The following is a 23,954-nucleotide window of genomic DNA, read 5'->3' on the forward strand; positions in this document are numbered from 1 at the left end:
CGACGGACCTTGAACCGGCGGACAGATCAACAGGAAGACAGCGCCCGGAGGCACGTCAGTTTTTTGGGGAGTCACACCGGCCCAAGACCGGTTCCAGTATTACCGTTTTTTGGTTGCTGGCAAGCTCGCTTGCTCGGCGGCCGACGGAGCCCTGTCTACCCGCAGGGCAAGGCGCGGGAATATCCCGGAGGAAATCAGCGACGAAGACATCTCACGTGTTTAGGAAGTCAAGCAGCGAGGTTTGTAGCCGGAGGAGTGAAGGCTGTGGCTTCATCGAAACAGGTGCCCGTGGTGAGGCAATGGTGGAGTTGGCCGAGGAGGCGGTTGAAGAGGTTTCGTTGGGCTGCTGCGTGCCAGTCGCCGGCGTCTCGGCGGCGTTTGTAGTGGGCTTTGGCGCCTGGGGAGCCGGTGAGGGCGGACAGCGCCCACATGTATCCGGCGGTGCTGAGTCGGTCGTTCTTGACGAATCTGCGGCCGACGAATTTCTTCTTGCCCGACGCTCGGGTGATGGGCGCGGAGCCGGCGTATGCCTTCAGGGACCGAGCGTCGGTGAAGCGGGTTTTATCGTCTCCGATTTCTGCGAGGATCCGGGCACCGAGTTGGGTGCCGATCCCGGGGAAGCTGAGCAGGATTTGCGCGTCGGGGTGGGTGAGGAATGCTTCCTCGACCGCGGTGCTGAGCTGATCAACGGCTTGGCAGGCGGCGTCGAGGAGGAGCAGCAGCCCGACGGCCTGCTGGCCCATGGCGTCTTCGACGGCCTGGGGCTGGCGGGCATGATCACCCCGAAGGATGGTCTTGATCCGCTGGGCCTGGGCAGTGATGCCGCGGGAGCGTCCCGCGCGGCGCAGCGCGGCTTCGATCCGGGCGGTGCTCAGCCGGGCAGCTGTGCCCGGCGTGGGTGCGATGCGCAGCAGTTCCCTGGTCTCGGGGCGGGTGAGCCCGTTCTGCCAGACCGCGCCGGCCTGAAGGAGCGCCGGGTAGAACTGGCGCAGCACGGAGCGGAGCTGGTTCGCGGTCTGTTGGCGCGCCCAGACTGCGTCCTGCTGGGCCCGGGCCAGGACGGTGATCGCCCTGGCGTGCTCGGTGTCGGCCGGGAGGGGGCGGTGTGCGTGGGCGTCGGTGCGAAGGATGTTCGCCAGCACCAGGGCATCCCCCGGGTCGGACTTCTTCTTGGAGACCCCGTGTCTGTCGCGGTAGCGCGCGGCCGAGAGCGGATTGACCGCGTAAATGCTCCGGGTGCCGGCGCGAAGGGCCGCGACGAGGAGGCCATGGCTGGTTTCGATCGCCACCGGAATAGGATTCTGGGGTGTGTCTCCGTGTTCGGCGAGCAGGTCCATCAGGTCCCGGTAGCCTGCAGCGTCGTCGTTGATGCGGCGTTTGGCCAACAGATCGCCGGCGCTGTCGATGATGGCGATGTCATGGTGGCCTTCGGCCCAGTCGATCCCGCAGTAGAGGTCCAATCTGTACTCCTCTCGGTCAATGTGTGTTTTGTTCCCGGGGGTGTGCCAGTTCGGATCACGCGGCGCCCTAATTCCAAGACTCGAAGGTCTGCCATCTCACCAGCCGTTCGTGAAACGAGTCCACTTCGGGCGCCCCGGTCTAACCAAGAGCTCCACGGCTCCCGGAGAAGGAAGGGGTCATCCCGCAGCCTGCACGCCACCACGAGAAACCAAGTACCACGCCAACAGTCGGTGATTCCGCTGCCACGCGGGCGGCGGAACCTGGCCGGCGAAACCCGGAGGGATCTGCCGGCCAGTCCGGGGTCCAGCGGCGTTAATCTGCGCCATGACGCGCCGCTCTTCGTCGAGGGTTCAAGGACCCAAGAGCGCCGCAGGCGTCGTCACCGGCGCTGCGCCGCGGAACCCCGAGACAGCTCCGGGTAGGCCAACTGATCTGGCGCTGCCGAGAAGCTGCCTGTGATCGCATGAGCCGGGCATCCGCCCGGCTCATTAAGGGCTCTGCGGCGGGCGCCCTCAGCGAACGCGCCGCTCTGCGTCAAGGATTCAAGATCCAAGAGCGCCGAAGGCGTCACCACCGATGGCTCCACCGCAGAACTCCACCAAGACAGCCCCGGAGTGGCCAACCATCTGGTCCCTTGAAGCCGCTTAACAACGAATTAGGAGCGCCGCAGGGAAATTCCGGCGCCGCAGGCCCCGACGAAGGAGGGGCTAGTTCCCGGGGAGCTTCGCTCCGCCGTGGGGTTGGAAAATATGCGGTTCCGTCGCGTCTGGAGTCGGACTCTGGCGCCGTGTCGGGGTGCGGGAGCAGACTAGTGAGTGTGTTTCGGTCCTCCCCGATTCGTCTATGGTGCCGGTGAGCCTGTGGGCTAGTTTGGTGGTGGAGGGCACAGCTTTTTGTCCGCGGGACCGTGGATTGTTGCCTTCAAGCACGAATGTCAGATTTGTTGTTTCTCCGCCCTCCCCGGAACACAGACACTTTTCCGCAAGAACGGTTTCGGAAGGTGATCCGCCATGGAAGTCATTCACCCGCGCTGCGCGGGAGTCGATGTATCGAAGAAGGACGCCAAGGTGTGCGTCCGCATCCAGGGCCGGGGGACCAGACCCACAACGTCCACCGTCACGACCTGGGCCGCGATGACCGGGCAGATCCTGGACCTGAAGGAACACCTGCTCAACGAGCACGTGACCCTGGTCCTGATGGAAGCAACCAGCGACTACTGGCGCCCCTTCTACTACCTGCTCGAAGACGAAGGCCTGGAGGTGATCCTGGTCAACGCCCGCGATGCCAGGAACGTCCCGGGCCGCAAAACCGATGTCTCCGACGCTGCCTGGCTCGCCGATCTGGGCGCTCACGGGCTGGTGCGGGCCTCCTTCGTGCCGCCGCCGCCGATCCGTGAACTGCGGGACCTGACCCGTGCAAGGACCACCATCACCAGGGAACGCACCCGGGAAGTGCAGCGGCTGGAGAAACTCCTCGAGGACGCGTGCATCAAACTGTCCTCGGTGGCTTCGAACATCACCGGAGTCTCGGGACGCCTCATGCTGCAAACCCTCATCGACGGGCAGGAGGACCCGGCCGCATTGGCCGAGCTGGCCCACGGGCGGATGCGGTCAAAGATCCCCGAGCTCATCGAGGCGCTGACCGGCCGGTTCAGTGACCATCACCGCTACATGGCGGCCCTGTATCTGCACCGGATTGACACCCACACCGCCGATATCAACGACCTCAGCGCCAGGATCGAGGCGGCGATGGAACCCTTTCGTCTCGCCCGGGACCTCCTGACCAGCATCCCGGGATTCAGCACCACCGTCGCCGAGGTCTTCATCGCCGAAACCGGGGCCGACATGAGCGTCTTCCCGACGCCTCAACAGCTGGCGTCCTGGGCCGGCACGTCCCCGGGAGCGAACGAGTCCGCCGGCAGGGTTAAATCCGCCAAGACCCGCCCGGGCAACCGCTATCTCAAAGGCGCCCTGGGCATCGCCGCAATGTCGGCGGTGCGGTCCAATGGCACTTATTTCTCTGCCAAATACCGGCGCATCGCTTCCCGGCGCGGGCCCGTCAAAGCACTCGTCGCGGTCGAACACGCCATGCTCACCGCAGCCTGGTATATGCTCACCACCGGCGAGCTCTACCGCGATCCCGGAGCCGACTACTTCACATTACGAGCACCGGCCAGGACAAAGGCCCGCGCGATCGGACAACTCGAATCCCTGGGCTATAAAGTCACCATCGAACCACTCACGGCAACCGGATAATGCCAAGACCCAACCAACCTGCCCAGCGGCACCAGCCATAATCGCTGAGCACTGCTGGAGCCAACTTCATTTTCATGTCAGACGGGGTGGAGCGGACGCCTAGAATCCGAAGGACAGCAACCAGAAAACGGTCGTAGACAAACAGGGCCAGGGGGTTCGGAGCTCTGCGACGCCGCGCCCTGGACCCAACAGCCGGCCGCGAAGCGGACGCCCCAATACTGGTTGAAGCGCAGCGCAAACCAGGTGCCTGATAATGGGCAATGGGCGTCACGACTTTTTGCCAAGGTCAGAGGGGGCACGCCGCAATGGGGTTACGAAGCTTTTTCCGGAAAAGCCGGACAAGGTCAGACAGGACCCTGCCCGCGGCCGGGGGAATCGGGCCGGAGACCGGAGAACCGACGCCGGAGCAGCGGGCAGAGCTGGAACAGGCATGGGCCGAACTTGCCCAGGCGGCCGAAGGGGCCGGTGTGAGGGGCTTCCATGCCTGCACACGGGACGGGACTTCCTGGGAAGAAGATCCGGCCGCGGTCCGGGCGCTGGCTGCCGTGCTCAGGTGCTACCGCGCAGACGGGGCAGCACCTGAGGGGCCACGGTTGGCGGACCAGTAGGCGGTGCAGGGCTCCCAGGCGGTCCAGGATCGATACCGCCGGGGCACCAGTGACAGCGCAAAAGTTCACGATCGTCAGAGGCTGGCTTAGGAACGGGTTATGCCCACTGGAGGTCAGGTGGAGCCCACCGCACAGCTCAAAGCTGTCCCCATTGGGTATAACCCGTTCCTGTCGGAGCCCCGGGCGATCGTTCGCAGCCGGTCAGGGGTCCCGTCTCCATTCCCTGCGCAGCTCCACTGGCGGCCACGACGGCAGGTGGCCGGAACATGGATGACGACTCGCCCGGGAGATGGCGGCACGCCGGGTCTTTTCTGTGGATGGCCGGGCGCCGGCTGTCCACAGCGGCGGGCGGCTGGGCGCGGGAGGCTGTGGGCAACGCGTGCACAAGCACCCCTGCCTGGAAGATGCGGGCCCAAGGCTGTCGCTCCTGGCTTCTAGGATGGATCCCCGACCTGGGCGAGGGAGAAGGGGGAAGCATGGAGGATCAACAGCGGCCGCGGGCCAGCGTCTGGCAGATCGCGGGCGTCTGGATCGCAGCTGTGGCGCTGCTGCTGACGGCGGCACGGATGGGTCTGGACCTGTGGCAACTGATTGGACATTGACGCTAGGCGCATGCGTTCCGTGCCAGCGGACCCGCTTATGGGTGCGATCCCCCGCAAGGCACGCTTGAATCGCCCGCCGGGGGGTGGTCCTACCGGGCCTCATCCGGCGAAGCTGCGCCGTCAGGCGGCCCTTTCCTGATAACGGGCAATGGTGCTGTGTCGAAGAATCGGTATTCCCTGACGGGAAGGCGGATTGTTCCGGCGGCTTCCGCTTTCTCACGGATGAAATCGTGATCGTCCGGGGAGAGTACAACCTGCCCGTGTGGGTCGAGCGCAATGTCCCCGTGTGTGGCCTTGCTGAACTTGGCCGATATGGCGGGCGGCAGGACCAGACATGCCGGATTTTCCAGAAGCCATGTCCGGGTCGCGGAATCGAGCCGGTCCCACTCGTCTTTGAGGTTCACGCTGGTGAATACCACCTTCCGGCTGGGGCCTTTCCTGAATGAATTCCGTCCAGAGTACCCCTGACATCAAGCCGATGACAGGACGCCCCTGCCCATTCCCGGCGTGCGTTGTTATTGTGGGGGCGTCCCGTCTGGTCCCCCATCAGGCGGGACCTTTCGTTCCCTTGGAGCCGTTCCGCTGCCAAAGGATCAAGTGCAACGAAGTCCCTCCAGCAGGATGTGCGTGTGCGGTCGCTACGCGAGTACGAAGGATTTGAACCAGCTGGGCATCGAATTCGGTGCGCAGCTGCGCGCCCGGATTCGGGAGCCTGCGCCGAATCTGGACGTGCGCCCGACGACGCCGGTGCCTTTTCTGCAGGGCCGGCTGGGTGAGGACGGCGTCGTGCGCCGGGAGCTGTCCGTTGGCCGCTGGGGCATGATCCCCACCTTCGCGAAGGCTTTTGAATCCAAGTTCGCTACCTTCAATGCCCGCAGCGAGGACGTTGGCGACAAGCCGACATTCAGGAACTCTGTTCCGCGGTGGCGGGCCGCTGTCCCGGCCGCCGGCTACGCGGAGTGGAAGAAGTCCGGACCAAAGAGGACGGACCCTAAACAGCGCTACGAGGTTGCGCCGGAGGACGGCGGCACCATCACATTCGCCGGCCTGTACGCGCCCTGGCGCAACACTGCGGTGCAGGACGAGTCGCACCCGGACGCCTGGCTGCTGTCCTGCACGATCCTGACCATGCCCGCTCCCCCGCTGGACTCCGGCCATCCAGCCCTCGCCGGGCTGGGAGGGCTGCATGACCGGCTGCCGGTCCCGTTGGCCGCCGGCACGATCGATGCCTGGCTGGATCCCCGGGACAAGGACGGTCTTGGCCTGCTGGACCTGGTGCGTGGTGAGGCGTATGACGTCGCCGCGGACTGGGCGCTCCGGCCGGTCGAGCTCGTCAACGACGAGGACGGCCGGCAGCGCCTGGAAACCGTGGCCAATCCCATCGTCTGAGGCCGCCTGTAGCTGGTGGATAGTCTGGTGTCGGTCCCGGCCGTACAATCAGTTATCGAACATATATTCGATAACTCTTGAGGGTGGTGGGCCATGCCAGTGACGGTCCTGGGCACAGCCGGAGCGGTCACCGGGCCGCTCCTCATGGCCCCGGTGACCGTCGAAGCCGGCTTCCCCTCGCCTGGGCAGGACTACTACGACGGCCCCGTCGACCTCACCCGCGAGCTGGTCACGGACGCGGCTGCGACGTTCTTCGTTCGGGTCTCCGGCCCGTCGATGGAAGGCGCCGGGATCAGCGACGGTGACGTGCTGATCGTGGACCGCTCCCTCACCCCGCAGCACGGCAATGTCGTGATCGCCGTGCTCGACGGGGAACTGACCGTCAAACGCCTGATCATCGACCGGCACGGAGTGATCCTGCGCCCGGAAAACCCCTCCTTCCCGGACATCAGAGTGCCGGAACTGGCGCAAATGGAAGTCTGGGGCGTCGTAAAAATGAGCCTTCACTACCTGATCGATCACCGGCTGGCACAAAGTGCATGAACTCGTCGCGCACGTGGACATGAACTGCTGCTATGTCTCGTGCGAGCGGATCTTTGACCCCTCTTTGGAACGCAAACCCGTGATCGTGCTCTCCAACAACGACGGGTGCGCGGTCAGCCTCAGTCCGGAAGCGAAGGCCCTGGGCATCACCTTGGGGGTGCCGTGGTTCCAGCTGGCTCCCCGGGCCAAGGAATGGGGGCTGGTCCAGAAGAGCAGCAACTACGAGCTCTACGCCGACATTTCGCGCCGGGTGATGGAGATCCTTTCCCGGCACAGCGCATGGCTCGAGATCTACTTTCTGTACCCTTGAATCTGTTGTTGCGCACTGTCGCCATATCAAGCACCTCCCCGCCGGACTCAGCCCTGGAGGCTGGAGGAGCATCCCGGCAGTACCGACACGACAGGAGAGGCAAGACCCCGAAGGCAGCATTCCTGCCGGCTCCATTCCCGAAAGCCGACGAGTAACACGCTTCTGAGCCAGTTTTGGTCAATCGTCGTTGGGGTATCGACTTCAGACAAACATATCCAGGACACCTGGGGTGCGCGATTGGGATGGCTACTTGCCCCGAAGCAAAAGCGCGGGACGGGGGGCAATTTCGAAATCTAATGGCTACTTTCCCTGTCCCAACAGAAGTGAACCCGCGGCGATCGCCATCGATAGGAAGATACTCAACTGACTCCATGTGGTCGTAACTGAAGAGCGACTGCGAAGAACCAGAGCATGAGCACTGCGCCAATGACTATTGTTGGGTAATTCCACCTAGTTGTGACACGCTGTCCATGCAGTCGGCTCGCCAAACGCCTATTTAGCCAAGCGGTGGTTACAGGATCCTGGTTTGACAGATTCTCCAATGAGCCTCCGTCATCGTCGCTGGTCCTCGTGGAGTCGAGAACGGAGATGTACGTTTCACTTCCCACCACATTGCTGCCGGGAGGGGCGCTCACTTGGCTGACATATTTCTTACCCTCGGCTTTGATGATGACTTTGTACCGGTTTTGGAGGTCCTCGATCGCCGAGAAAGGGATGTAGAGGGTTAGAAGCCCATTGCACATTTCCAACCCGGATTCGGCGATGGTCACACGAGGCAGCCACGCATTTGCGAAAACCATCCAGGAAATAATGGCAAGCCACGGGATCAAGACGTTGTCAAAAGCTTCCCTCCCGTTTAGAAGAAGGTCCGCTCCAATTCCGATAGCCGCGACGACCCAGACGGCCATTGTTATTTGACGCCCCCTGTGCCTCCGAAAAGTAGAGATCTTTTTGGCTGGTTCCCTGTGATCTTTCACCATGGGCCCATGGTGTCAGAGAAGCGAATGATTTATCACCCATACGCTGGGCAGACATTTCAGCACCATCCCGATAATCCCGGTCGACTACCGAATCGACAGGCATCAAAGCGGCCCATACATGACTATGAACCTATTGGCTAAGCTGAAGTCAGGGCAATCTAACCGAGCGTCGTTGTCGCTCGTTCTGAAAGGACGAAGGTGGACGAAAAGTTCGTGGGAGGCTTGATCTTCCCTTGGGGTCTTAACCTGGGACGCCCGGCTGTCACGATGAGGATCACGAAGGAACGGATTGATTTCAATCTCCGGTACGGGTTGACGGCTTTGCTTGGAGGTCCATGGTGTGTTGAGCGTGAGCGGGTAGCCAGCATCCATCTCGGGCGAGAATCGCCGAACGCCTTTTCAAAGGTGAAAATTATCGAAATAGGTGGGCTCGTCTGGTCGTTCTGGACGTCACAGCCTGAGGATGTGGAGCATGCGTTAGATGAATTGGGCTACCCCGTGGAACCCGATGCCCGAACTTCTTGGAAATAACACTGCGGCACTCAGAGAGCTGGCTTCGCCAAGAACGGACATGCAAAGCTACGTCTGTTTTGGTCATTTTTTTCGGAAGATCATGACGAAGCACCAAATGACCATCCCCGACTTCAAATCATGGCAGCCATTGTTTGCATGTTTAGGCGCTTACAGACAAGGCGAGCAGTCCGAGGGATCAGGGATCCGTTGCCTTGATCGCGGGCACGGCCAATTGGCGGTTCGGGAGCGCTGTGACATTGTTGCTGGTGCTGAGGGCTTCAAGGAGTTTGTCGCGTTCCTCAAGCAGACCGAGCAGAGCAGTCGAGTAGGCCTTGAGGCGTCGGTCGAGCGTGTCCCGTTCGGTGACGAGCCGCTTGTTTCGTTTCCGTTCGGCGTCAAGGTTGGCGCGGAGTCTGTCGACCTCGGGTTTGGTGCGGTTCAGTGCGCGTGCGCGGCGCTGGAACTCGTCGTTGATGTCGGGGTTGTCGTGGGTGAGCCGGTGTCGTTTGACTCCGGCGATCTCAACGAGCCGTGTGCTGGTCAGCGGGCCCGGGACGCGGCCTTCCAGGAGGTCGTCCTTGGCCTGTTGGAGAGCGCTGCGGATGGATTCGGTCTCAGTTTCCGTCATTATCGGGCCTCCTCGTGGTGTTTGATGGCTCTGGCCATGGTTTCTTTGACGAGCGCGATTCGGCGGTTTCTGATTTCGGGCGCGAGCGGGTCTGCGGGCAGGGCATTGATCTCGACCCGTAATTCGGCGATGTCCTGATCGGTTCGGGCAATGTTGGAGCAGGCGCTGCGGCATTCGCCCAGTGACGGGCCGTTCTCGGGTTCCTTCGCGCATAGCGCGGTGGCTTTGTTGAAGACGCAGTGCATGCCCCGGCCTTTGAAGACCTGGAGAGTGGGATCGTGGAGAAGCTTGTGCGCTTGGCGGACCGTGGGCATGGTCCGGCCACCGAATTTCGCCTGGGCATGTCGGGTCCTGGATTCAAGTTCGGTCGCCGATGGTCCACTGACATGGCCGCCGGAGTCGAGGTAGGTTTCGAGTTCGTCGACGTTTTCGATGCGCTCCAGCCATCGTTCGAGTGCGAGGTCATCCAGGAACCCTGAGGCGTAGGTTCCCGCGTAGCCCTGGGTGATATGGGTGGAAACGTGCCCGTACTGGATGGCCGCGGCGACAAGTCCTCGTGGTTGCCGCACGATGTGCCAGGCGAGCGTCCTGCGAAAGCGACGCGGGCTGACCCGGCCTTGTTTGTCGGAGGGGATGTGGTCGGGCCTGCTGTTTTCGGTGCAGTATGTGTTGGCCCAGTCCATGAACTCGACGATGTCGGTTCCGACCTGCGATGTCGTCAGGGCCGTGCCCGGTCTCAGGTTGGTCGGGGCGGCCGGGCCGCGCAGGGGCTTTGGCCGGATGCTTACCGGGAAGAGGAGAGTTCCGGGGTGCAGCCGGGTCAAGACGACGACCGCCCGGGCGACGATGGGGTGGACGACCCAGGGAAGTTGCCGTTGCTCGCCTTCGACTGTTTTGGCGCCGTCGTTGTCTGTGGCGCCTTTCCAGCGGACGCCGGTTACTGTCCAGAGTCCGCTGGATTTGTCGTGGGCGACGCAGTCGCGTTTAAGGCTGAGGACTTCGCCGGGCCGCATGCCGGACAGGTAGGCGATAAGGATGAAGCACGCGGTGACGAGGTGTTGGGCGAGGTCGGCGGCGTCGTCGAAGCCGATGGGTTTTGATCGCCAGCGGTGGCCGTTGATGGTTCCCTTGCAGGGTGTTGAGAGGTAGGTATCGTCATCTATTTCCAGGCCGGATTGGCCGATCAGGTCTTGGTCGAATTCGAAGTGTGTGCCCCCGAGGGTGTGGGTGAGGCGTCCGAGGTGCTGCCACCGGATTCCGCGGCTGCCGTCCGGGAGGGTGCGTCCGGGGAGCTTTGTCCCGTCGCGGCGGAACTGGTCAAGGACGTGTTTGAGTCTTTCCTGGCGCGTCCCGCCCGGGGTGCTTCTTCCAACGCCGGGTGGGCGGAACCGGTCCTCTTGCTGGAGCAGGAGGCAGTATTCATGAAATGACGTGGTGATGTCGGCCGAGAGGTCATCGACGAATCTCATGGCCCAGCTGATCAGTGGTACGAGTGTTTCGTCGCCGATCCGGGGTGTGCGGTTCCAGGGACGCAGGGGGCCTTCTGCGAACAAATCCCGTGTGAGCTCCCCCAACCATGGCTGGGGTTCCGGCATGCGAAGTATCTCCGGGACGACCTCGCGATAGGCCCACAATCGGCGGGTCTCGCTGATCATCATTCCCTTGCGTCCGTTGCTGAGGTCCAAGTCTGCGATGTCGGCCAGCATGAGATCGAGTCTGGCCGGAGAAAGCTCGTTCAGCGAGGTTATGCCGTGTTCTTCGGCCCAGGCCAGGACCCTTGCCAGAGGGGTGCTCGCGAAGCTGATTGTCCGCAGTGACAGGCGTTTGTCCAGTTGCGCGGCCGGAAGAGGCCGGATCGTCTCGTCGTTGATGAGGAGCCAGAAGTATTCCTTGACTGCCACCCGCCACCTGACGGGAAAGACCTCGAAGTTCAGGCTGGTCTTGGTGCTGTGGTCCTCGAAAATGCCCGGGGTCAGGTCCCATCGGTCGTCATCAAACCGGGACAGACGGGAGGAATCGGCGTCGGGCCGGACCGGACGGTTTGTCAGTGCCAGCGGGTTGTCCCCGATGAGGTGGTCCCTGGATGCTGCTGCCTGTTGGGTCATCGGAGATCGAGCCTTCCGTCGAGGAGCGCCTCGATGAGGGTGGAGTCCTCATCCGTCGCTTGGGATGCGGCCGCAGCAATGTCGGCCCGTTGTTGTTTGAGCAGGTCATCGAGTTGTTCGGCGGCGGTGCCGTACAGCTGCTTCCAGCTGTCGGGGGTGAGTTCCTCGCGGCGCCGTTCTATTTGCTGGCGCATGAGGGCCTGGACGGGGATGTGCCGTGGCTCGGAGCGTGCGTTCGGGCAGCCCAGGCAGAGCAGGAAAGACGCGGTGCATCGCTGCCCGGGCTCGGTGACGGGTCCGTGCTCGTTGTCGATGCAGGCGGTCGCCACGGTATCGAGCCGCCCTTCCAGGATGGATTGGAGTTTCTCGCCCGTGATTCCGAAACGCTTGGCCACCCCTTCGTTGTCGGCGGCCGCCTGGGCAATGTCGTGCTCGGTCATGACGGCTGCGACGGTCGCTGTCTGGATCCGTTCGACTTCACCTTCCAGAACGTGCTGCACGACCTCCTGGTTGGCGGCGAGCGAACCCGCATCGCGGAGCAGGTAGGTGTTTGCCAAGGTGTCCGCGGTCTGCGCCACGGGGCGTTGATGAAGTTCCAGGAAGGTCCGCCTGAGCCGCCTGCCGTCCGCCAGCTGCGGATTTCCGTCGCTGTCGGTCCACCCTTCCCATCGGTTCATGCAACTGTGGGGGACCGGACGAAAGCCCGTGCCGTTGACAGAGGTCTCAAGCCGGTGGGGTGAATGGCCGACCAGCAAGGCATCGCTGGATGCGAACTCGCGGGCGCGTCGGCACAGCTTCTCGGCAATCATGTACAGACCGAAGGCGGATGCATAGTCATCGCTCTCGCCCTTGCTCTCGGATGCCTGTATCCATTCAGGAATTGCGGTGAATGCCAGGTCCATTTCCGCCTTGTTGGGTCCACGTCGGGGTTTGGAGCCCCGGGTGATCAGCACCGGCGTCTCTCCGTCCCGGGAGCCATCGGCGCGGCTGTACCGGGCTGTCAGGTTGCAAATGGTGGTCAGGTTCTCCCCGGTCAGGCACTGGAACAGGACGACCATCGCGGCTATGTCGGATGAGGTCGGGAAGAGCGAATAGAACGAGCTCCACGCGTCCTTAGCGAGGCCTTTTCCGCGGGGTCTACCGGAGGAGTTTCTGGGAACGTCGCCTACCAGGGCGATGTGGTTCAGCACGCTTCCCCGGCTTTGTTGCCCCCGTTGCGGGGTCGAGTCTGTGGAGCCTTGTTCTTGTTCGCGACGCCATGCCTTGAGCTCTTCTTCTCCCGCTCGAATCCGTGCCACCATTGCGCGGACGCCGGACCTTGCCGCCCGGTGTATTGCCCGGAATTCCGCCGGTTCGTATGACGCAGCCGCGGTCGACGGTGCCGGGTTTGTCAGAGGAGTGAACAGCGCGTTCCTGAAAGGCATTGGCAGCTCCGGGTTCGCACGAAGGGCAACACGAAGCGCGATCAGCGCACTGTTTCCGGCGCGCGTGTGCCGCATGCGCAGCTCCGCGAGGTGCGATGGGCGAAGATCTGCGAGGCGGCCGGGCGGCCTGGTCCCGGACGCAACAGACTTCACGAAGATCCTGATTCCCGAAAACAGATTCTGGGCGGAGGAAATCGTCCGACGAGTCCCCGCAGGCCCGGTAGCCCCGGCGAAGCCTTCCGCGAAAGCGGACTGGAGTTCGGGCGCCACGTTCAAGGAATGGAAAGAGAAGTCCTTGAACCCGGATTCAGCCTCGGGATAGACGCGGACGATGTTCTGCCCGGGCGAGGAAAAATGGTTGACCGGCGACGTGTAACCGGGTTGGGGAAGTGCAGCCCCTCTCATCGCTCTCCCCCGAACGGCATGTCGTCTTCAAGGCGAACCCGCGGATTCGAGCGCAGCACATCCAACAAAGTCTCCGTCTGGAGTTCATTCACGCCATGTTCGAGCAGCAGCTTCACGTCCAGGCCACGGAACGGTTCCAAATAGGTATCCTTTGTCGTATTCACGTTTGAGTGGCCAAGCATTGTCTGCACCAGAGACCAGGTGTCACCGAACTGTTCCCGGAAGTCGAGGGCCTGCCCGGGGCTAAGGCCGGGTGCTCGTCGTTCCCAGACAAGCCGGCCGACGGCGTACCAGCGCAGGGCAAAAGAATGGCGAAGCACATGGGGGTGGCACGTCAGCCGGTCGATACCGGCCTTCTCCACCCGCTTGTTCGCCCGCTCGAAGGCCGTGTACCAACTCCGTTTGCGGCGAGGGAGACCGTCCTCATTCAGCCACAGTGCCAGCGGAACGAGTCCCTCACTCGTCCTGGTGAAGAGGGTCTCTCTTTGCTCGGGTGACAGATCATTCAGCTTCAGCGCCGTTGACGGGCGTTCCGGGAGTGCCAGAGTCAACAACGACTCGTCCCGGATCTCGCGGATGATGCGAAGACCGGGCAGCTGCTCGTACGTTCCCAGGGTCTGTGCGTGGCGGATCGAGGCGGCGCGATCGGTTTCGATGTAGTTGCCGACGCTGTTGAGCACATCACGCTTGGCCCAATATGGATGACCGCGTCCGCCTTTCGCGCATGCATCCGCGAGCTGGAGAGTGACGTATTTGTGGTCCCCGTCGGGCTCTCTAAGTTCGTTGACGAGAACGCTCGACCACTCCTGGATGCGCAGCCCGGTGCCGTAGAGACCGTCGACGAAGGCAGCATCGCGTGTCTGGGACCGCGGCCTCCATCGCGTCCGCTCCTTCCCGTCGGGGGCGATCCCGAGAATACCCACGTCGCGCCAGCGCCTGTACGCGCCCGGAGAGAACCACTTCACATCAGCAGACCTGACCCGGGACGCACCCGCCCGGCCGCGGCTACCTGCCTTGCCTCGGCTACCTGCAAAGTCCAGACGAGGACCCCAAGTTCGTGTGCCAACGGTGCCTCCTCGAACAAAATTCGCCGATGTACCGACGGGCGTGAGGGCTCCCTGCAGCCGCTCGGTCCAATCATTGAACGCGGAAATCGCCGACAGATCGTCACGCCACGTCGACCCCGCCACGCGCCTGGGATTGGCCTCATCCGTCCGGCGCCAAAACTTGTAGTCGAAAAGATCATCGTCCGTGGCGGCATCCCAAGAGACCCCGCGCAGCTCCAGGAAGTTCAACCAGACACGCAATGCGAAGGCATACTTGCGATTCGTGGAAGCGGCACGATTGCGCATCCTCCGACCCGCGAAAAATGCATTGAACGCAGGGTGCGGAGCACCCCGCCCGTCGAGCAGGAACGGCCGTCCCACCCGTTCCGTATTTCCGGCCACACTCGACAACGCGTCAACGGCGCGGGCAAGCAGAGGGTCATCATCGTCCCGAGGCATTGCCTGCACGAAATGGAGGTACCAGCTCTTCGCTTCCAACGTGTCCATATCCAGAACCTAAACGAGGACCACGGGCCTCCATCTACAACACGCAGGAGAGGGGGTGAGAATCTACTCGATCGATGAAGCGTTCCTGGGACTCGGCCCGCGTGCGGTCGGGAGCGATCTGGCGGGCTTCGGCCGGCGGATCAAGGACGAGATCCGTCGGCTGGTCGGGGTGCCGGTCTGCGTCGGCATCGCGCGAACGAAGACCCTGGCGAAACTCGCGAACAAGACCGCGAAAAAGCTGCCCGTGTTCGGCGGCGTGTGTGTCTGGGAGGACACGAGGCCGGCCTGGCGGACGCAGCTGCTCGCGGGCCTGCCGGTGTCCGAGGTCTGGGGCATCGCGGGCCGGTTGACTCGCCGGCTTGGGGCGATGGGGATCTTCTCGATCGCGGACCTCGCGGCCGCCGATCCGGTGGCCATACGGGACAAGTTCAACGTCGTCGTGATGCGCACCGTGCTCGAGCTGCAGGGCACGCCGTGCATCGACTTCGAAGAGGAAAAGCTCGGCAAGGAACAGCTGATCTTCACCCGGTCCTTTGCGACCCCGATCACCACCAGGTCGGCCATGCGGCAGGTGCTCTCCGTCTACGCGCAGCAGGGATCCGCCCGGCTGGAGAAACACCACCAGAAGGCCAAGATCCTCACCGCGTTCGCGGGGACCAGCTTCTACAACGCGTACGACAAGTCCTTCCCGTCGGTGCCGGTGCCGTTGCCGGCGCCGACGTCGGACCCGGTCGTGCTGGCAAAGGCCGGCCAGCAGCTCCTGCCCAACCTGGCCGAAGGCGTGAAATACGTCAGGGCAGGGATCATGCTCACGGCCCTCTCCCCCGCCACCGGGCAGGAGGCATTCGAGCCGTTCCGCTTCGCCCACGAAGACCAGGGCATCAGCTCCCTGATCGAGGACGTGAACCGCCGGCACGGCCGCGGCCTCGTCGGGCTCGGCTACGGCGGGCTGCGCCCCGGGCCGTCCTGGCAGATGAAACGTGACTTCCTCTCCCCCAGGGCCACCACGCACTGGGACGAGCTCGCCGTCGTGAAAGCCTCCTGACCGGTTATCAGGCAAACTTGAACAGTGGAAGTTGAACGAACGATCGAAAGCCCGGACGGCGAGCAGAGCCATGTCAGCGCCGCCGGCACCACCTACGAAGACGCCTTGGCCAAGGCCACGGAACTCGTCCCGGAAGGGTACCGGCGGATCGTCATCCGCAAACACCTCGACTGAACCGTCTAGCGGCCAGGGTTAGCCCCGGCTCCGGGGCTGTCCAGAGTAAATCCGGCGCCAGTATGCCGCGTCCGCGTTCGTGAGTATCTCGTAGATCCTCTCCACGGTGAACTTCCCCAGATAGGGGCGTTCATCGATGGTCAGGTCTCCCAAGGACTCCAGTGCGGAAGCCAGGAGTACATCGTCCTCGATGGACTCCTCCACCCACTCCTTGACGCCGTCGGCTTCCAGGTCTCCCCACGTGTAGGGGGAGGTGGCGATGGCCTCACGCACTGGGGAGAGCCGTTCGCTGGCCCTGTGGCTGCGGGACCTGCTGTAGAGGCATGCCTGGTAGAGATCGGAGGTCACAGCCAGCAACGGCGCCCTCGCGAAAGACGAATGCGGGGCAGCGTGACCGTCGGTGACTTGATATCGGGGCACATTGTGATGCCGATGGTTTAGCTGTTGCCGGATTTCCCTGATGCGGTGCCCGAGACGCGGTCCGGTAGCAGCGGAGATACCGCTGCTCTTGCTGTTGTCTCCGATGTCGACGCGTGGTGGCATGATGTCGGTCCCGACCAATGGCCAGTGTGTGGCCTTCCCTCATGGTATTCCCGTCCTCGGCCGTGTCGAAAGGTCACTTTGGTAGCGCACCTCCCCCGGTTGCGCAGGCGAAATTTCGTGGACCGGCTCAACTTTGAGCTATACCGATATTGCCGCGGTGGTGGGGTCTCATCGCCGGCAGTCTCACTTTCCTGGGTTCCCCACTCGTTCCCCTCGCGATCAGGACATTGGATGCCCGTTGGTCGTGAAGTGTCGGCCGGCGTCATCTCTTCCGGGAGTCCGGACTTCCGGTAGTTCCAGACTCTGTGAGTCTGTAAGTCTGTACACGACAGAACCCTCCTCGCCGCAGCTGCCAATTCCGGACCCCGTTACATCCGAACTCTGTTACTTACAGACCGCCAGACCCCGTGACTCCGTGACTCCGGAAGTCATGAATTCACGGAGTCAGTCGGTACGCGCCCACGAACAACCCCGGCAACACGTTTCGGAAGTCCGGATCTCCGGCACTTACAGACTCCGTTACTTACAAACCACCGGACCCCGACAGTCCGGAAGGCAGGGGGAGCCGGGGAGCCGGATGGTGACCATCTACGAACAGCACCAGGCAACACGTTTCGGAAGTCCGGACCTGCCGTACTAACAGACCCCGTGAGTTTGTAAGTCTGTACACGACAGAACCCTCCTCGCCGCAGCTGCCAATTCCGGACCCCCGTTACATCCGAACTCTATTACTTACAGACCACCAGACTCCGTGACTCCGTGACTCCGGAAGTCATAAATTCACGGAGTCAGTCGGTACGCGCCCACGAACAACCCCGGCAACACGTTTCGGAAGTCCGGACCTCCGGCACTAACAGACCCCGTGAGTTTGTAAGTCTGTACACGACAGAACCCTCCTCGCCGCAGCTGCCAATTCCGGACCCCCGTTACATCCGAACTCTATTACTTACAGACCACCAGACCCCGTGACTCCGTGACTCCGTGACTCCGGAAGTCATAAATTCACGGAGTCAGTCGGTACGCGCCCACGAACAACCCCGGCAACACGTTTCGGAAGTCCGGACCTCCGGCACTAACAGACTCCGTGCGTTTTTAAGTCTGTACACGCCAGACCACTCCTCGGTGTAGCCCCGATCCGCAGACTCCGGACACCCGGGTACTTACGGACCTCCAGACCCCGCTAGTCCGAAAGCCAAGGGGTCCGAACCACACTCCGGCAGGCCCTAGGTCGCAGACCTATGAAGTCCGGGCCTCTAGTACTTGCGGACTCCGCGAGTCTGTAAGTGCGCCCTCATAAGACCGAAATCGAAAGTTACGGCCCGATCCACCAGGAGCGCCGCGCGGTTGCCCGAATCGTGGGGGAATCGAACCAGACTCATCGTACTAACAGACTTACAGAGATACGAAGTCACGAACTCACGAAGTCGCTGACTCTGTGCATCAACGGCGATTCTTCCGCCGGAGGGGGAGTGCAGCTGGTAATTTAGCCATAGCGCTTGCCGGCGACTGGATACGGATGTTCTCCGCATTGGATCGAGCTGACCCCTTTCTCGGGTCGAGCAGCTTTGGTCAGGTAGTAACCCGCCACCGGTCCAAGTGCCATGGAAACCAAAATTAAGGAAGCACTCATGAGGGTCGTAGCTGTCGTCAACCAAAAAGGGGGCGCCGGGAAAACCACCACGGTGATGAATCTTGCCGCCGTTGCCGCACAAAGCTCGAAAGTGCTTGTGGTCGACGCCGACCCGCAAGCATCAGTAACGATGTGGGCAACCAATGCAGAGGAACTCCCCGAAAAGGAACAGCTCCAGTTCGACGTGGCGACTGAGACCGACCCGGAAGCTCTCACGCAAATGCGTGATCTCGACTACGACACGGTCTTCGTGGACACCCCAGGCAACCTGGAAAATATACAGGTACTCAAAGCCATCGTTAGCCAGTCAGATTTCATTGTGATGCCCACAGAAGCGACCCCATTGGCCCTGCTTCCTCTCGTCTACACGTTCGAAAAGATAGTTCAGCCCTTCGGTCTGGACTACAGAGTCGTGATCACCAAGGCAGATTCGCGTTCCCCACAAGATGCACTGGACGCACAGGAGATGTTGCGAGAACAGGGAATCCTTGTATGCAACTCGTTTGTGCGTGCCTACAAGGCACACGAACGAGCACCCATGTACGGGACAGTGGTCACTTCATACGAGAAGACCCGCAACTCCGAGAAAGCAACTATGGATTACAAAGACGTCGCCCTGGAACTGTTTAGTCTCTGGGCCCAGACCAGGAAGGGCTAAACTTCATGGCGCTCAAAGGTGGATTCAAGAACTTCGCCAACCAAACCCGTGAGATCAAGGATGCACCTCCCATTGATCTAGGTAGCGATGCACCTGTCCTGCATATTGTCCATGAGGCCGCTGCTCTACATGATGGCTCGAAAACACCCTCGACGACTCAAGTTGCCACTTCTCCAACGGCTCCTGAGCTCGCATCAGTCGAGGCAACTGGGGGAGTGGAGTCCGAGGCTGCGCCCGAAATCGAGAGCGCTCCTGCAAAACCCGCTTCGACCCCAGGCGTAGACGAGGTTAAGGAACCCGTTGTTTCGAGCCATACCCATTACACGGATCTAGTCCGCAAGGAATTGCGGCTGCATGCGGGCCAAGCCGACGAGCTGACACTGCTTGCTTCTAAAGTTCAACGCGCCCGTAGGGAAAAGGGGGAGCGGATCACCGATAACACGCTAATTCGTGTTGCCGTCGATCTCTTGCTGGAGCGACAGAATGAGCTCGTAGGTTCCACAGAAGATGAGCTTCGACTTGCCTTGGGTCTAACACCACGCGCCTAAATAAAATAGTGGGTTCTCTTTTCCGTGGACAGACAAGCTTAATTCCAGTTCGGATCGGAAGTGGCTACTCTGTGAGTCTGTGATTGCCGGACTCACAGAGTACCGAACTACCGCGATCATACTGTCCGTGAGAACGCCATGTCCGTCAATGCCCACTCTTCCGGCGGACCTTCAAATGCCTCCCACGGATAGTCCTCACCGGGGGAGAGGAGCTCCGCGACGGTGTTGACGTTCTTGGACAGCCATTCTTTCCAAAGGATTCGTTCGATCCGGTAACGCTGCAGCTGCGCCGCGACGGCTTCCATAACCCCGAAGTGCTCGGCGAGGACTTTAAGTGAAGTCGATGCCACCACCGACCAGGCCCGTGCCTTATTCCGGGAAATCATGTTCCAAGCGGCCATCACTTCAAGCGATTCACTGACGGATGTCCTGGAGAGCTTGGTCAACTTGACGATCTCCGAAGTTGACAGGCCGGGGGAGTCTTCGAGTGCTTCGTATACGAAGGCTGCAGGTAGTCCCAATTCCCTGAAGACCGGGCGAAGCGCATGAACCTTACCCTTACGCCAAGATAAATCTTCGGCAACGGTCTTCACTTCCTCCGGCACGGACAGCATATAGAGGTCGCCTTTGGTCCCGCGGCCCTGTTCAACAAGGGTCACCAAAGGGTCTTCCGCGCTGCGGAGTGCTCTGAGGTGTGATCCGACCGTAGTGTGGTCCAGGCCGGTCGCCACCGCAATGGACCGGTCACCAAATTCAATGAACCGGGACCCTGTCATGTGCGCTGCCTCCCCCAGAGACCTCAGCACCATCCTCCTGGCGAGCCCGGTTCGTGAATCGATGTAGGCATGTTCTTTCAAACGCACTGCATTTCGCCAGGTTCGGATGAACTGATGCTCCGCGTCAGGATTCGATGAGATTGAAGCCCCTTGTAGTACACGGGGCTGTGTATATGGCTGGCTTGTGGGGGATTTACGAGCATTGTTCTTTCCGTCTCTCGACCCGAGATTTTTGCTCAAATACGTAACCGCATTCAGCCAATCCCTGCGCAATGCTGGGACACGCTGGCGGGAGGCATAGCGGGCGTAGAAGGAGGCCAGTCCTGGCCAAGTCCCCTGCATCATCCGGCGTTCTACATCGACGAGTTCCATGCCGGCGCCCGCGGCCCCGGTGACAATGGCCTGTCGTGCCTCCGAATCGGAGGCATACCGGTTGGTGTCGTATAGCCCTGTCTGGGCCATGAGCTGCATGGTCCGGGACATCCGCCCAGCCGGTTGGTGGAGTCGGGGCGTCTCTGCGGTGGCCGGTGTAATCGTGCCTTCTAGACGAAGTGCCCTGACCGCTCCGATCTCTCCCGCCAGGTCGGCCTTCATGGCCGTCCAAACGGTGGCCGAATTGGGCCGTCGGGCAACGTCGTAGGCCACGGACAATGACATGGCGAGCTCCTGGTGCCCGCCACCCTTGTGCGGGGATCCGGGTGTTCGCATGCAGCCATGCAGGAGGTTTTGGTGCGGGGTCTTGTCCAGGGTCCGATACCGGGTGCCCAGCGCCTCGACAAGATCACGCGCTTCAGAAAAGGTAACCCGCTGCTCGAGCGGGATGTAGACGTGCCGGCCACCATTGGGCGAGTAATCCTCAATCCACCGCGCATTGACCGAATGCAGCCACTTCTGGACGGCACGGACGTCCGCTTCGACCCAGTCAATACCAGCGACGGAGGAGTCAAAGTCAAGGAAAATAGCACTGCAGGTGCCGTCTTTCCCGAAAATCCGCACGGCGGCGGGAAAGGACGGAAGCGCTCCCGTGAGAGCACGTTCATGTTTTTGCGGGTAGGACCTTCCGCCGTCGCGGGAAAGACGGACGCGGGGCTGCCCGGCAAGCAGGAGAGCTAGTGCGGCCCAGGCCTCGGCAGGACTGCAAAATGCATGCGGCGCGCCCGGACTCTGTGAGTCTGTGCATGCGCCCATCTCGTGGGGTACGATGATGCTATTCCTTTCAAGGGATAGGAAGATGCCCGGACCGCAAGGCCCGAGTTGATTCTCAAGGACTCTCTACCTCGTCGCCGGCAAGCAAAAAAGGTAGTGAGTCAAATGCTTAGAAGGCCCGCCTCGTGCGGGCCTTCCTCATTTAAGAGGCGATGCGGCCAATGGGCAGCTCCTCCTGAAACTTGTGGTGGTCATGGCGCTCTAGATCGACCTCAAGCTGCTTTGCGACAACCGAAGCCACGTAGTCCGTGATCGTGACGCCCTCAGCTTCGGCGACCTGGGCGACTTGGTCAGCCATCTCGGCAGGCACGCGAAAGCCAATGTACTTGCGGAGGCCCTTGCTTGGACGCCCGCCTCCCCGATGTGCAACAGCAGTCATGTGTCATGTCCTTTGAATCTCGTACAGACTGTCTTCACCTGTACTGGCTTCAGCGCTGTAAATCGTTAGTTCCTTCAACAGGTTTTGGTTACTGTTTTAGGTTCCTCCGAACCTAACATTCAGGGGGCCCCGTGGAGTGGATTTGGTTACTGTAACTAGGCGGCGTGTCGCCTTCGTTACTTTTCATTCAATTCCGGCCACGCGAAGTCGTGACGATGCTCTTCTGAGATCGAGCCGGTCGCCGTCCTAGGAACGTCGACCGCGACGCCGCTCACGTGATCGCGGCGCTTCGCCCTTTCCTGCTGAACCCTTCCCACCATTCACTCCTGGTCGGTCGTGCATCAAATTGATCTCAATAGAGATACTAGTGCACATGCACTACATCCGCAGGATTGCCCTGCATCTACGGCGTGTAGGTCGATCCTGGTTTGCCTTCTGTCGGCGTAGCAACGTTGTGACAAAAGGAGTCCTGCCCCTTGATCCAGGTAGCGACCTCTCCTTCAAATCTTTTGGGCGAAGAGTTCCATTCGCATTGGTGGGGGACAGCTGGGAACTCCTTGAGTGTTACCTTTTCTGGATTGGATTTTGCGAACTCAGCCGAGAGGGAATAGGGAACTTCTGTGTCGCCGCGTGAATGGAGAACCAGCGCAGGAGTGTTTAAGCGGCCACGCGCATGAGTCCAGTTTAGATTTTCAAAGTCCACTGGCTTGGTGAGCGAGGCGAGGCGGCTGAGCAAGGGCGTTGAGAGAATCTTTGGGACGATCTTTGCAACCGTTTGGGGGAGGCCCGCTGTCCGGGCGTTCTCAGCGATGACGGCCTCTGTATTGGGTCCTGGTGAAACCAAGATCAGGCCGGCGATTAGGTGCTTGTACTTGGAGGTTTCGGTGAGAAGCAGCGAGATTGTTGCACCCATTGACCACCCGAACAGATAGAGCGCTTTTGCGCCGTGATCGACTGCATACGCGAGTGCCTTTTCAACGTCGTCCGCTTCTAGGCTTCCGTAGTGGCAGACCTGTCCTTGGGCATGATTCTCGGCGTCTCCGAAGTAGGACGGGATTAGCGAGGTCATGCCTAGATTTGTCGCGGAATCAACACTTCGAAGCATCGAGTAGCGAGAAGATCGGAGTCCGTGCACGTGGATCGCCCAGACATCACGTGAAGGATGCTCAGGATGAAAAATCCACGCGGGAAGTTCACCCTCAACCGCCCCGAGACTGATTTCTTCAAAGTCCAGCTTGAGCCTTTCCGGTGACACAATCACTTGACCCGTCCAGCTACCACGCATCTTGCCCGCCGCCGGGGGCCCAGTCCATTCAAGTATTTCCCGGGTCACCTCAGACGATTCAGGGTTTTCGGATACTACCGCTCCCACAACGATATGGACCCCGGGAAGAAGGAGCCCGTAAGTACCGGGTGCTCGGGTTCTCGAATCTGCCAGCAGTGTCACTTTGCGGCAGTCGGCGGAGATCGTAAGATCTCGTTTCTTGGGTTCCTTCCAGGCTGTCATTTTCCGCCCAAGAGCGGCTGCGGCAGCGACCGGCAGCGACAAAGTAACGAGGGCTATTGCGGTGATACAGGGTGTCGGAGCCATGCGTGGAAATCCTTATGTTGAGGACGTGAGCGGGAATTCAGTGAGCAGTACATCGGTGCGATGCGTAAGAGCCAGTTCCGAATCGTCCAAGACGAATTCGCCTAGTGTCATGAGGTCTCGGACCAGGATGAGCGCTTGGTAGCAGGTGATCTTCGGGTCCCTCAGCGCATCGGCAACACTGGGCTTCTCTGTGACTGTCCGCTCAAGAATTCCCCGCAGCCTTAGTGCGTAATAGAGGAACGCGCAGTGCTTACGCAGCGATTGGATGGAACCCCGGAGAAACCCGATGCAGAGGATGATGGCACCTGCGAAAAAAGCCGCCACATATAAGGAATACAGCAAGACGGAGGCCTGAGAAGTCACGGCGTGCAGGTGCTGCAGCCACAGAAGGCAGACGTCGACGGTGTTGCCCATGGTGACGAGCGAGAAGCCGGCTGTGAAGACTTTGGATCGCTGTGGTGAATCAAGGACTGCAATAAGTGAGAGCAGGGAGATAATCGCGACGGCAGCCAGATAGATAGAGAGATACAGGACTGTCGACGGTTGATAAATTAGGGCCGCAATGAACGCCTCTACAGAGGTAAATCTTTCCTGTTTCCCTGTAATCAGGCTGAATGCGGCCGAGTAA

The 23,954-nt window shown here is 61.3% G+C and carries 20 protein-coding genes and 1 pseudogene; 9 read left to right on the top strand and 12 right to left on the bottom strand.

What is annotated here, in order from left to right:
* Positions 1–227: 227 nt before the first annotated feature.
* On the bottom strand, positions 228–1,481 hold the full coding sequence (locus KNN17_RS20635) for an IS110 family transposase (protein WP_372489714.1): 1,254 nt from the start codon (positions 1,479–1,481) through the stop codon (positions 228–230).
* 990 nt (positions 1,482–2,471) lie between these two features.
* On the opposite strand from KNN17_RS20635, the gene KNN17_RS20640 reads away from it, so the two are divergent.
* Both KNN17_RS20640 and KNN17_RS22470 read left to right on the top strand, forming a co-directional pair.
* A complete protein-coding gene (locus KNN17_RS20640) occupies positions 2,472–3,716 on the top strand; it encodes an IS110 family transposase (protein ID WP_241710724.1) in 1,245 nt (414 codons plus the stop codon).
* A gap of 1,084 nt (positions 3,717–4,800) precedes the next feature.
* The gene (locus tag KNN17_RS22470; protein WP_274619761.1) at positions 4,801–4,926 is read left to right on the top strand and encodes a hypothetical protein; all 126 of its coding nucleotides are present in this window, start codon (positions 4,801–4,803) and stop codon (positions 4,924–4,926) included.
* Between the two features lie 89 nt (positions 4,927–5,015).
* On the opposite strand, the gene KNN17_RS20645 is transcribed toward KNN17_RS22470, so the two are convergent.
* Positions 5,016–5,330 (bottom strand): hypothetical protein, encoded by a 315-nt coding sequence (locus KNN17_RS20645; RefSeq protein WP_241710725.1) that lies wholly within the window; start codon positions 5,328–5,330, stop codon positions 5,016–5,018.
* 193 nt (positions 5,331–5,523) lie between these two features.
* On the opposite strand from KNN17_RS20645, the gene KNN17_RS20650 reads away from it, so the two are divergent.
* The 3 genes and pseudogenes from KNN17_RS20650 to KNN17_RS20660 all read left to right on the top strand — a co-directional run.
* Entirely contained in the window at positions 5,524–6,315 is a 792-nt protein-coding gene (locus KNN17_RS20650; protein ID WP_241710726.1) for an SOS response-associated peptidase, read from the top strand.
* Positions 6,316–6,408: 93 nt separating this feature from the next.
* On the top strand, positions 6,409–6,858 hold the full coding sequence (locus KNN17_RS20655) for a LexA family protein (RefSeq protein ID WP_241710727.1): 450 nt from the start codon (positions 6,409–6,411) through the stop codon (positions 6,856–6,858).
* 19 nt (positions 6,859–6,877) lie between these two features.
* Positions 6,878–7,153, top strand: a pseudogene (locus KNN17_RS20660) (Y-family DNA polymerase); the annotation flags it as partial.
* Positions 7,154–7,527: 374 nt separating this feature from the next.
* Here the strand turns inward: KNN17_RS20660 and KNN17_RS20665 are convergent.
* From KNN17_RS20665 to KNN17_RS20685, 5 genes are all read right to left on the bottom strand, one after another.
* The gene (locus KNN17_RS20665) at positions 7,528–8,148 is read right to left on the bottom strand and encodes a hypothetical protein (RefSeq protein ID WP_241710728.1); all 621 of its coding nucleotides are present in this window, start codon (positions 8,146–8,148) and stop codon (positions 7,528–7,530) included.
* Positions 8,149–8,857: 709 nt separating this feature from the next.
* The gene (locus KNN17_RS20670) at positions 8,858–9,289 is read right to left on the bottom strand and encodes a hypothetical protein (protein ID WP_241710729.1); all 432 of its coding nucleotides are present in this window, start codon (positions 9,287–9,289) and stop codon (positions 8,858–8,860) included.
* Entirely contained in the window at positions 9,289–11,394 is a 2,106-nt protein-coding gene (locus KNN17_RS20675) for a hypothetical protein (RefSeq protein WP_241710730.1), read from the bottom strand. The genes KNN17_RS20670 and KNN17_RS20675 overlap by 1 nt, the downstream gene beginning before the upstream one ends.
* Positions 11,391–13,223, bottom strand: a complete 1,833-nt coding sequence (locus KNN17_RS20680; RefSeq protein WP_241710731.1) for a hypothetical protein — start codon at positions 13,221–13,223, stop codon at positions 11,391–11,393. Before KNN17_RS20680 ends, KNN17_RS20675 begins: the two co-directional genes overlap by 4 nt.
* Positions 13,220–14,776 (bottom strand): site-specific integrase, encoded by a 1,557-nt coding sequence (locus KNN17_RS20685; protein WP_241710732.1) that lies wholly within the window; start codon positions 14,774–14,776, stop codon positions 13,220–13,222. The genes KNN17_RS20680 and KNN17_RS20685 overlap by 4 nt, the downstream gene beginning before the upstream one ends.
* 55 nt (positions 14,777–14,831) lie before the next feature.
* Between KNN17_RS20685 and KNN17_RS20690 the strand changes: the two genes are divergently transcribed.
* On the top strand, positions 14,832–15,821 hold the full coding sequence (locus KNN17_RS20690) for a DUF4113 domain-containing protein (RefSeq protein WP_308196862.1): 990 nt from the start codon (positions 14,832–14,834) through the stop codon (positions 15,819–15,821).
* Between the two features lie 24 nt (positions 15,822–15,845).
* Complete coding sequence (locus tag KNN17_RS20695; RefSeq protein WP_241710733.1) at positions 15,846–15,995, top strand: hypothetical protein; 150 nt, start codon at positions 15,846–15,848, stop codon at positions 15,993–15,995.
* Between the two features lie 18 nt (positions 15,996–16,013).
* On the opposite strand, the gene KNN17_RS20700 is transcribed toward KNN17_RS20695, so the two are convergent.
* Positions 16,014–16,538 (bottom strand): hypothetical protein, encoded by a 525-nt coding sequence (locus KNN17_RS20700; RefSeq protein WP_241710734.1) that lies wholly within the window; start codon positions 16,536–16,538, stop codon positions 16,014–16,016.
* 1,628 nt (positions 16,539–18,166) lie between these two features.
* On the opposite strand from KNN17_RS20700, the gene KNN17_RS20705 reads away from it, so the two are divergent.
* Both KNN17_RS20705 and KNN17_RS20710 read left to right on the top strand, forming a co-directional pair.
* Entirely contained in the window at positions 18,167–18,826 is a 660-nt protein-coding gene (locus tag KNN17_RS20705; protein ID WP_234754206.1) for a ParA family protein, read from the top strand.
* A gap of 5 nt (positions 18,827–18,831) precedes the next feature.
* Positions 18,832–19,374 carry a hypothetical protein gene (locus tag KNN17_RS20710; protein ID WP_241710735.1) on the top strand — a complete coding sequence of 181 codons (543 nt, stop codon included), beginning with the start codon at positions 18,832–18,834 and terminating at the stop codon, positions 19,372–19,374.
* A 116-nt stretch (positions 19,375–19,490) separates the two neighbouring features.
* On the opposite strand, the gene KNN17_RS20715 is transcribed toward KNN17_RS20710, so the two are convergent.
* The 4 genes from KNN17_RS20715 to KNN17_RS20730 all read right to left on the bottom strand — a co-directional run.
* Positions 19,491–21,338 (bottom strand): MarR family transcriptional regulator, encoded by a 1,848-nt coding sequence (locus tag KNN17_RS20715; RefSeq protein WP_241710736.1) that lies wholly within the window; start codon positions 21,336–21,338, stop codon positions 19,491–19,493.
* A 160-nt stretch (positions 21,339–21,498) separates the two neighbouring features.
* Positions 21,499–21,735: a hypothetical protein gene (locus KNN17_RS20720; RefSeq protein ID WP_234754203.1), complete on the bottom strand. Its 237-nt coding sequence runs from the start codon at positions 21,733–21,735 to the stop codon at positions 21,499–21,501.
* A gap of 403 nt (positions 21,736–22,138) precedes the next feature.
* Positions 22,139–23,326, bottom strand: coding sequence for an alpha/beta hydrolase family protein (locus tag KNN17_RS20725; RefSeq protein WP_241710737.1), 1,188 nt, complete (start codon positions 23,324–23,326; stop codon positions 22,139–22,141).
* A gap of 12 nt (positions 23,327–23,338) precedes the next feature.
* A partial coding sequence (locus KNN17_RS20730) for a hypothetical protein (RefSeq protein WP_241710738.1) occupies positions 23,339–23,954 on the bottom strand: 616 nt, incomplete at its 5' end.

Source organism: Arthrobacter bambusae (genome assembly GCF_022606295.1).
Classification (GTDB): domain Bacteria; phylum Actinomycetota; class Actinomycetes; order Actinomycetales; family Micrococcaceae; genus Arthrobacter; species Arthrobacter bambusae_A.

Excerpts from the sequence above, each read along its gene's own strand:
- KNN17_RS20640 (WP_241710724.1), top strand. The coding sequence starts at position 2,472 with ATGGAAGTCATTCACCCGCGCTGCGCGGGAGTCGATGTATCGAAGAAG.
- KNN17_RS22470 (WP_274619761.1), top strand. The coding sequence starts at position 4,801 with ATGGAGGATCAACAGCGGCCGCGGGCCAGCGTCTGGCAGATCGCGGGC.
- KNN17_RS20655 (WP_241710727.1), top strand. The coding sequence starts at position 6,409 with ATGCCAGTGACGGTCCTGGGCACAGCCGGAGCGGTCACCGGGCCGCTC.
- KNN17_RS20665 (WP_241710728.1), bottom strand. The coding sequence starts at position 8,148 with ATGGTGAAAGATCACAGGGAACCAGCCAAAAAGATCTCTACTTTTCGG.
- KNN17_RS20670 (WP_241710729.1), bottom strand. The coding sequence starts at position 9,289 with ATGACGGAAACTGAGACCGAATCCATCCGCAGCGCTCTCCAACAGGCC.
- KNN17_RS20675 (WP_241710730.1), bottom strand. The coding sequence starts at position 11,394 with ATGACCCAACAGGCAGCAGCATCCAGGGACCACCTCATCGGGGACAAC.
- KNN17_RS20680 (WP_241710731.1), bottom strand. The coding sequence starts at position 13,223 with ATGAGAGGGGCTGCACTTCCCCAACCCGGTTACACGTCGCCGGTCAAC.
- KNN17_RS20685 (WP_241710732.1), bottom strand. The coding sequence starts at position 14,776 with ATGGACACGTTGGAAGCGAAGAGCTGGTACCTCCATTTCGTGCAGGCA.
- KNN17_RS20700 (WP_241710734.1), bottom strand. The coding sequence starts at position 16,538 with ATGCCACCACGCGTCGACATCGGAGACAACAGCAAGAGCAGCGGTATC.
- KNN17_RS20705 (WP_234754206.1), top strand. The coding sequence starts at position 18,167 with ATGAGGGTCGTAGCTGTCGTCAACCAAAAAGGGGGCGCCGGGAAAACC.
- KNN17_RS20710 (WP_241710735.1), top strand. The coding sequence starts at position 18,832 with ATGGCGCTCAAAGGTGGATTCAAGAACTTCGCCAACCAAACCCGTGAG.
- KNN17_RS20715 (WP_241710736.1), bottom strand. The coding sequence starts at position 21,338 with ATGGGCGCATGCACAGACTCACAGAGTCCGGGCGCGCCGCATGCATTT.
- KNN17_RS20720 (WP_234754203.1), bottom strand. The coding sequence starts at position 21,735 with ATGACTGCTGTTGCACATCGGGGAGGCGGGCGTCCAAGCAAGGGCCTC.
- KNN17_RS20725 (WP_241710737.1), bottom strand. The coding sequence starts at position 23,326 with ATGGCTCCGACACCCTGTATCACCGCAATAGCCCTCGTTACTTTGTCG.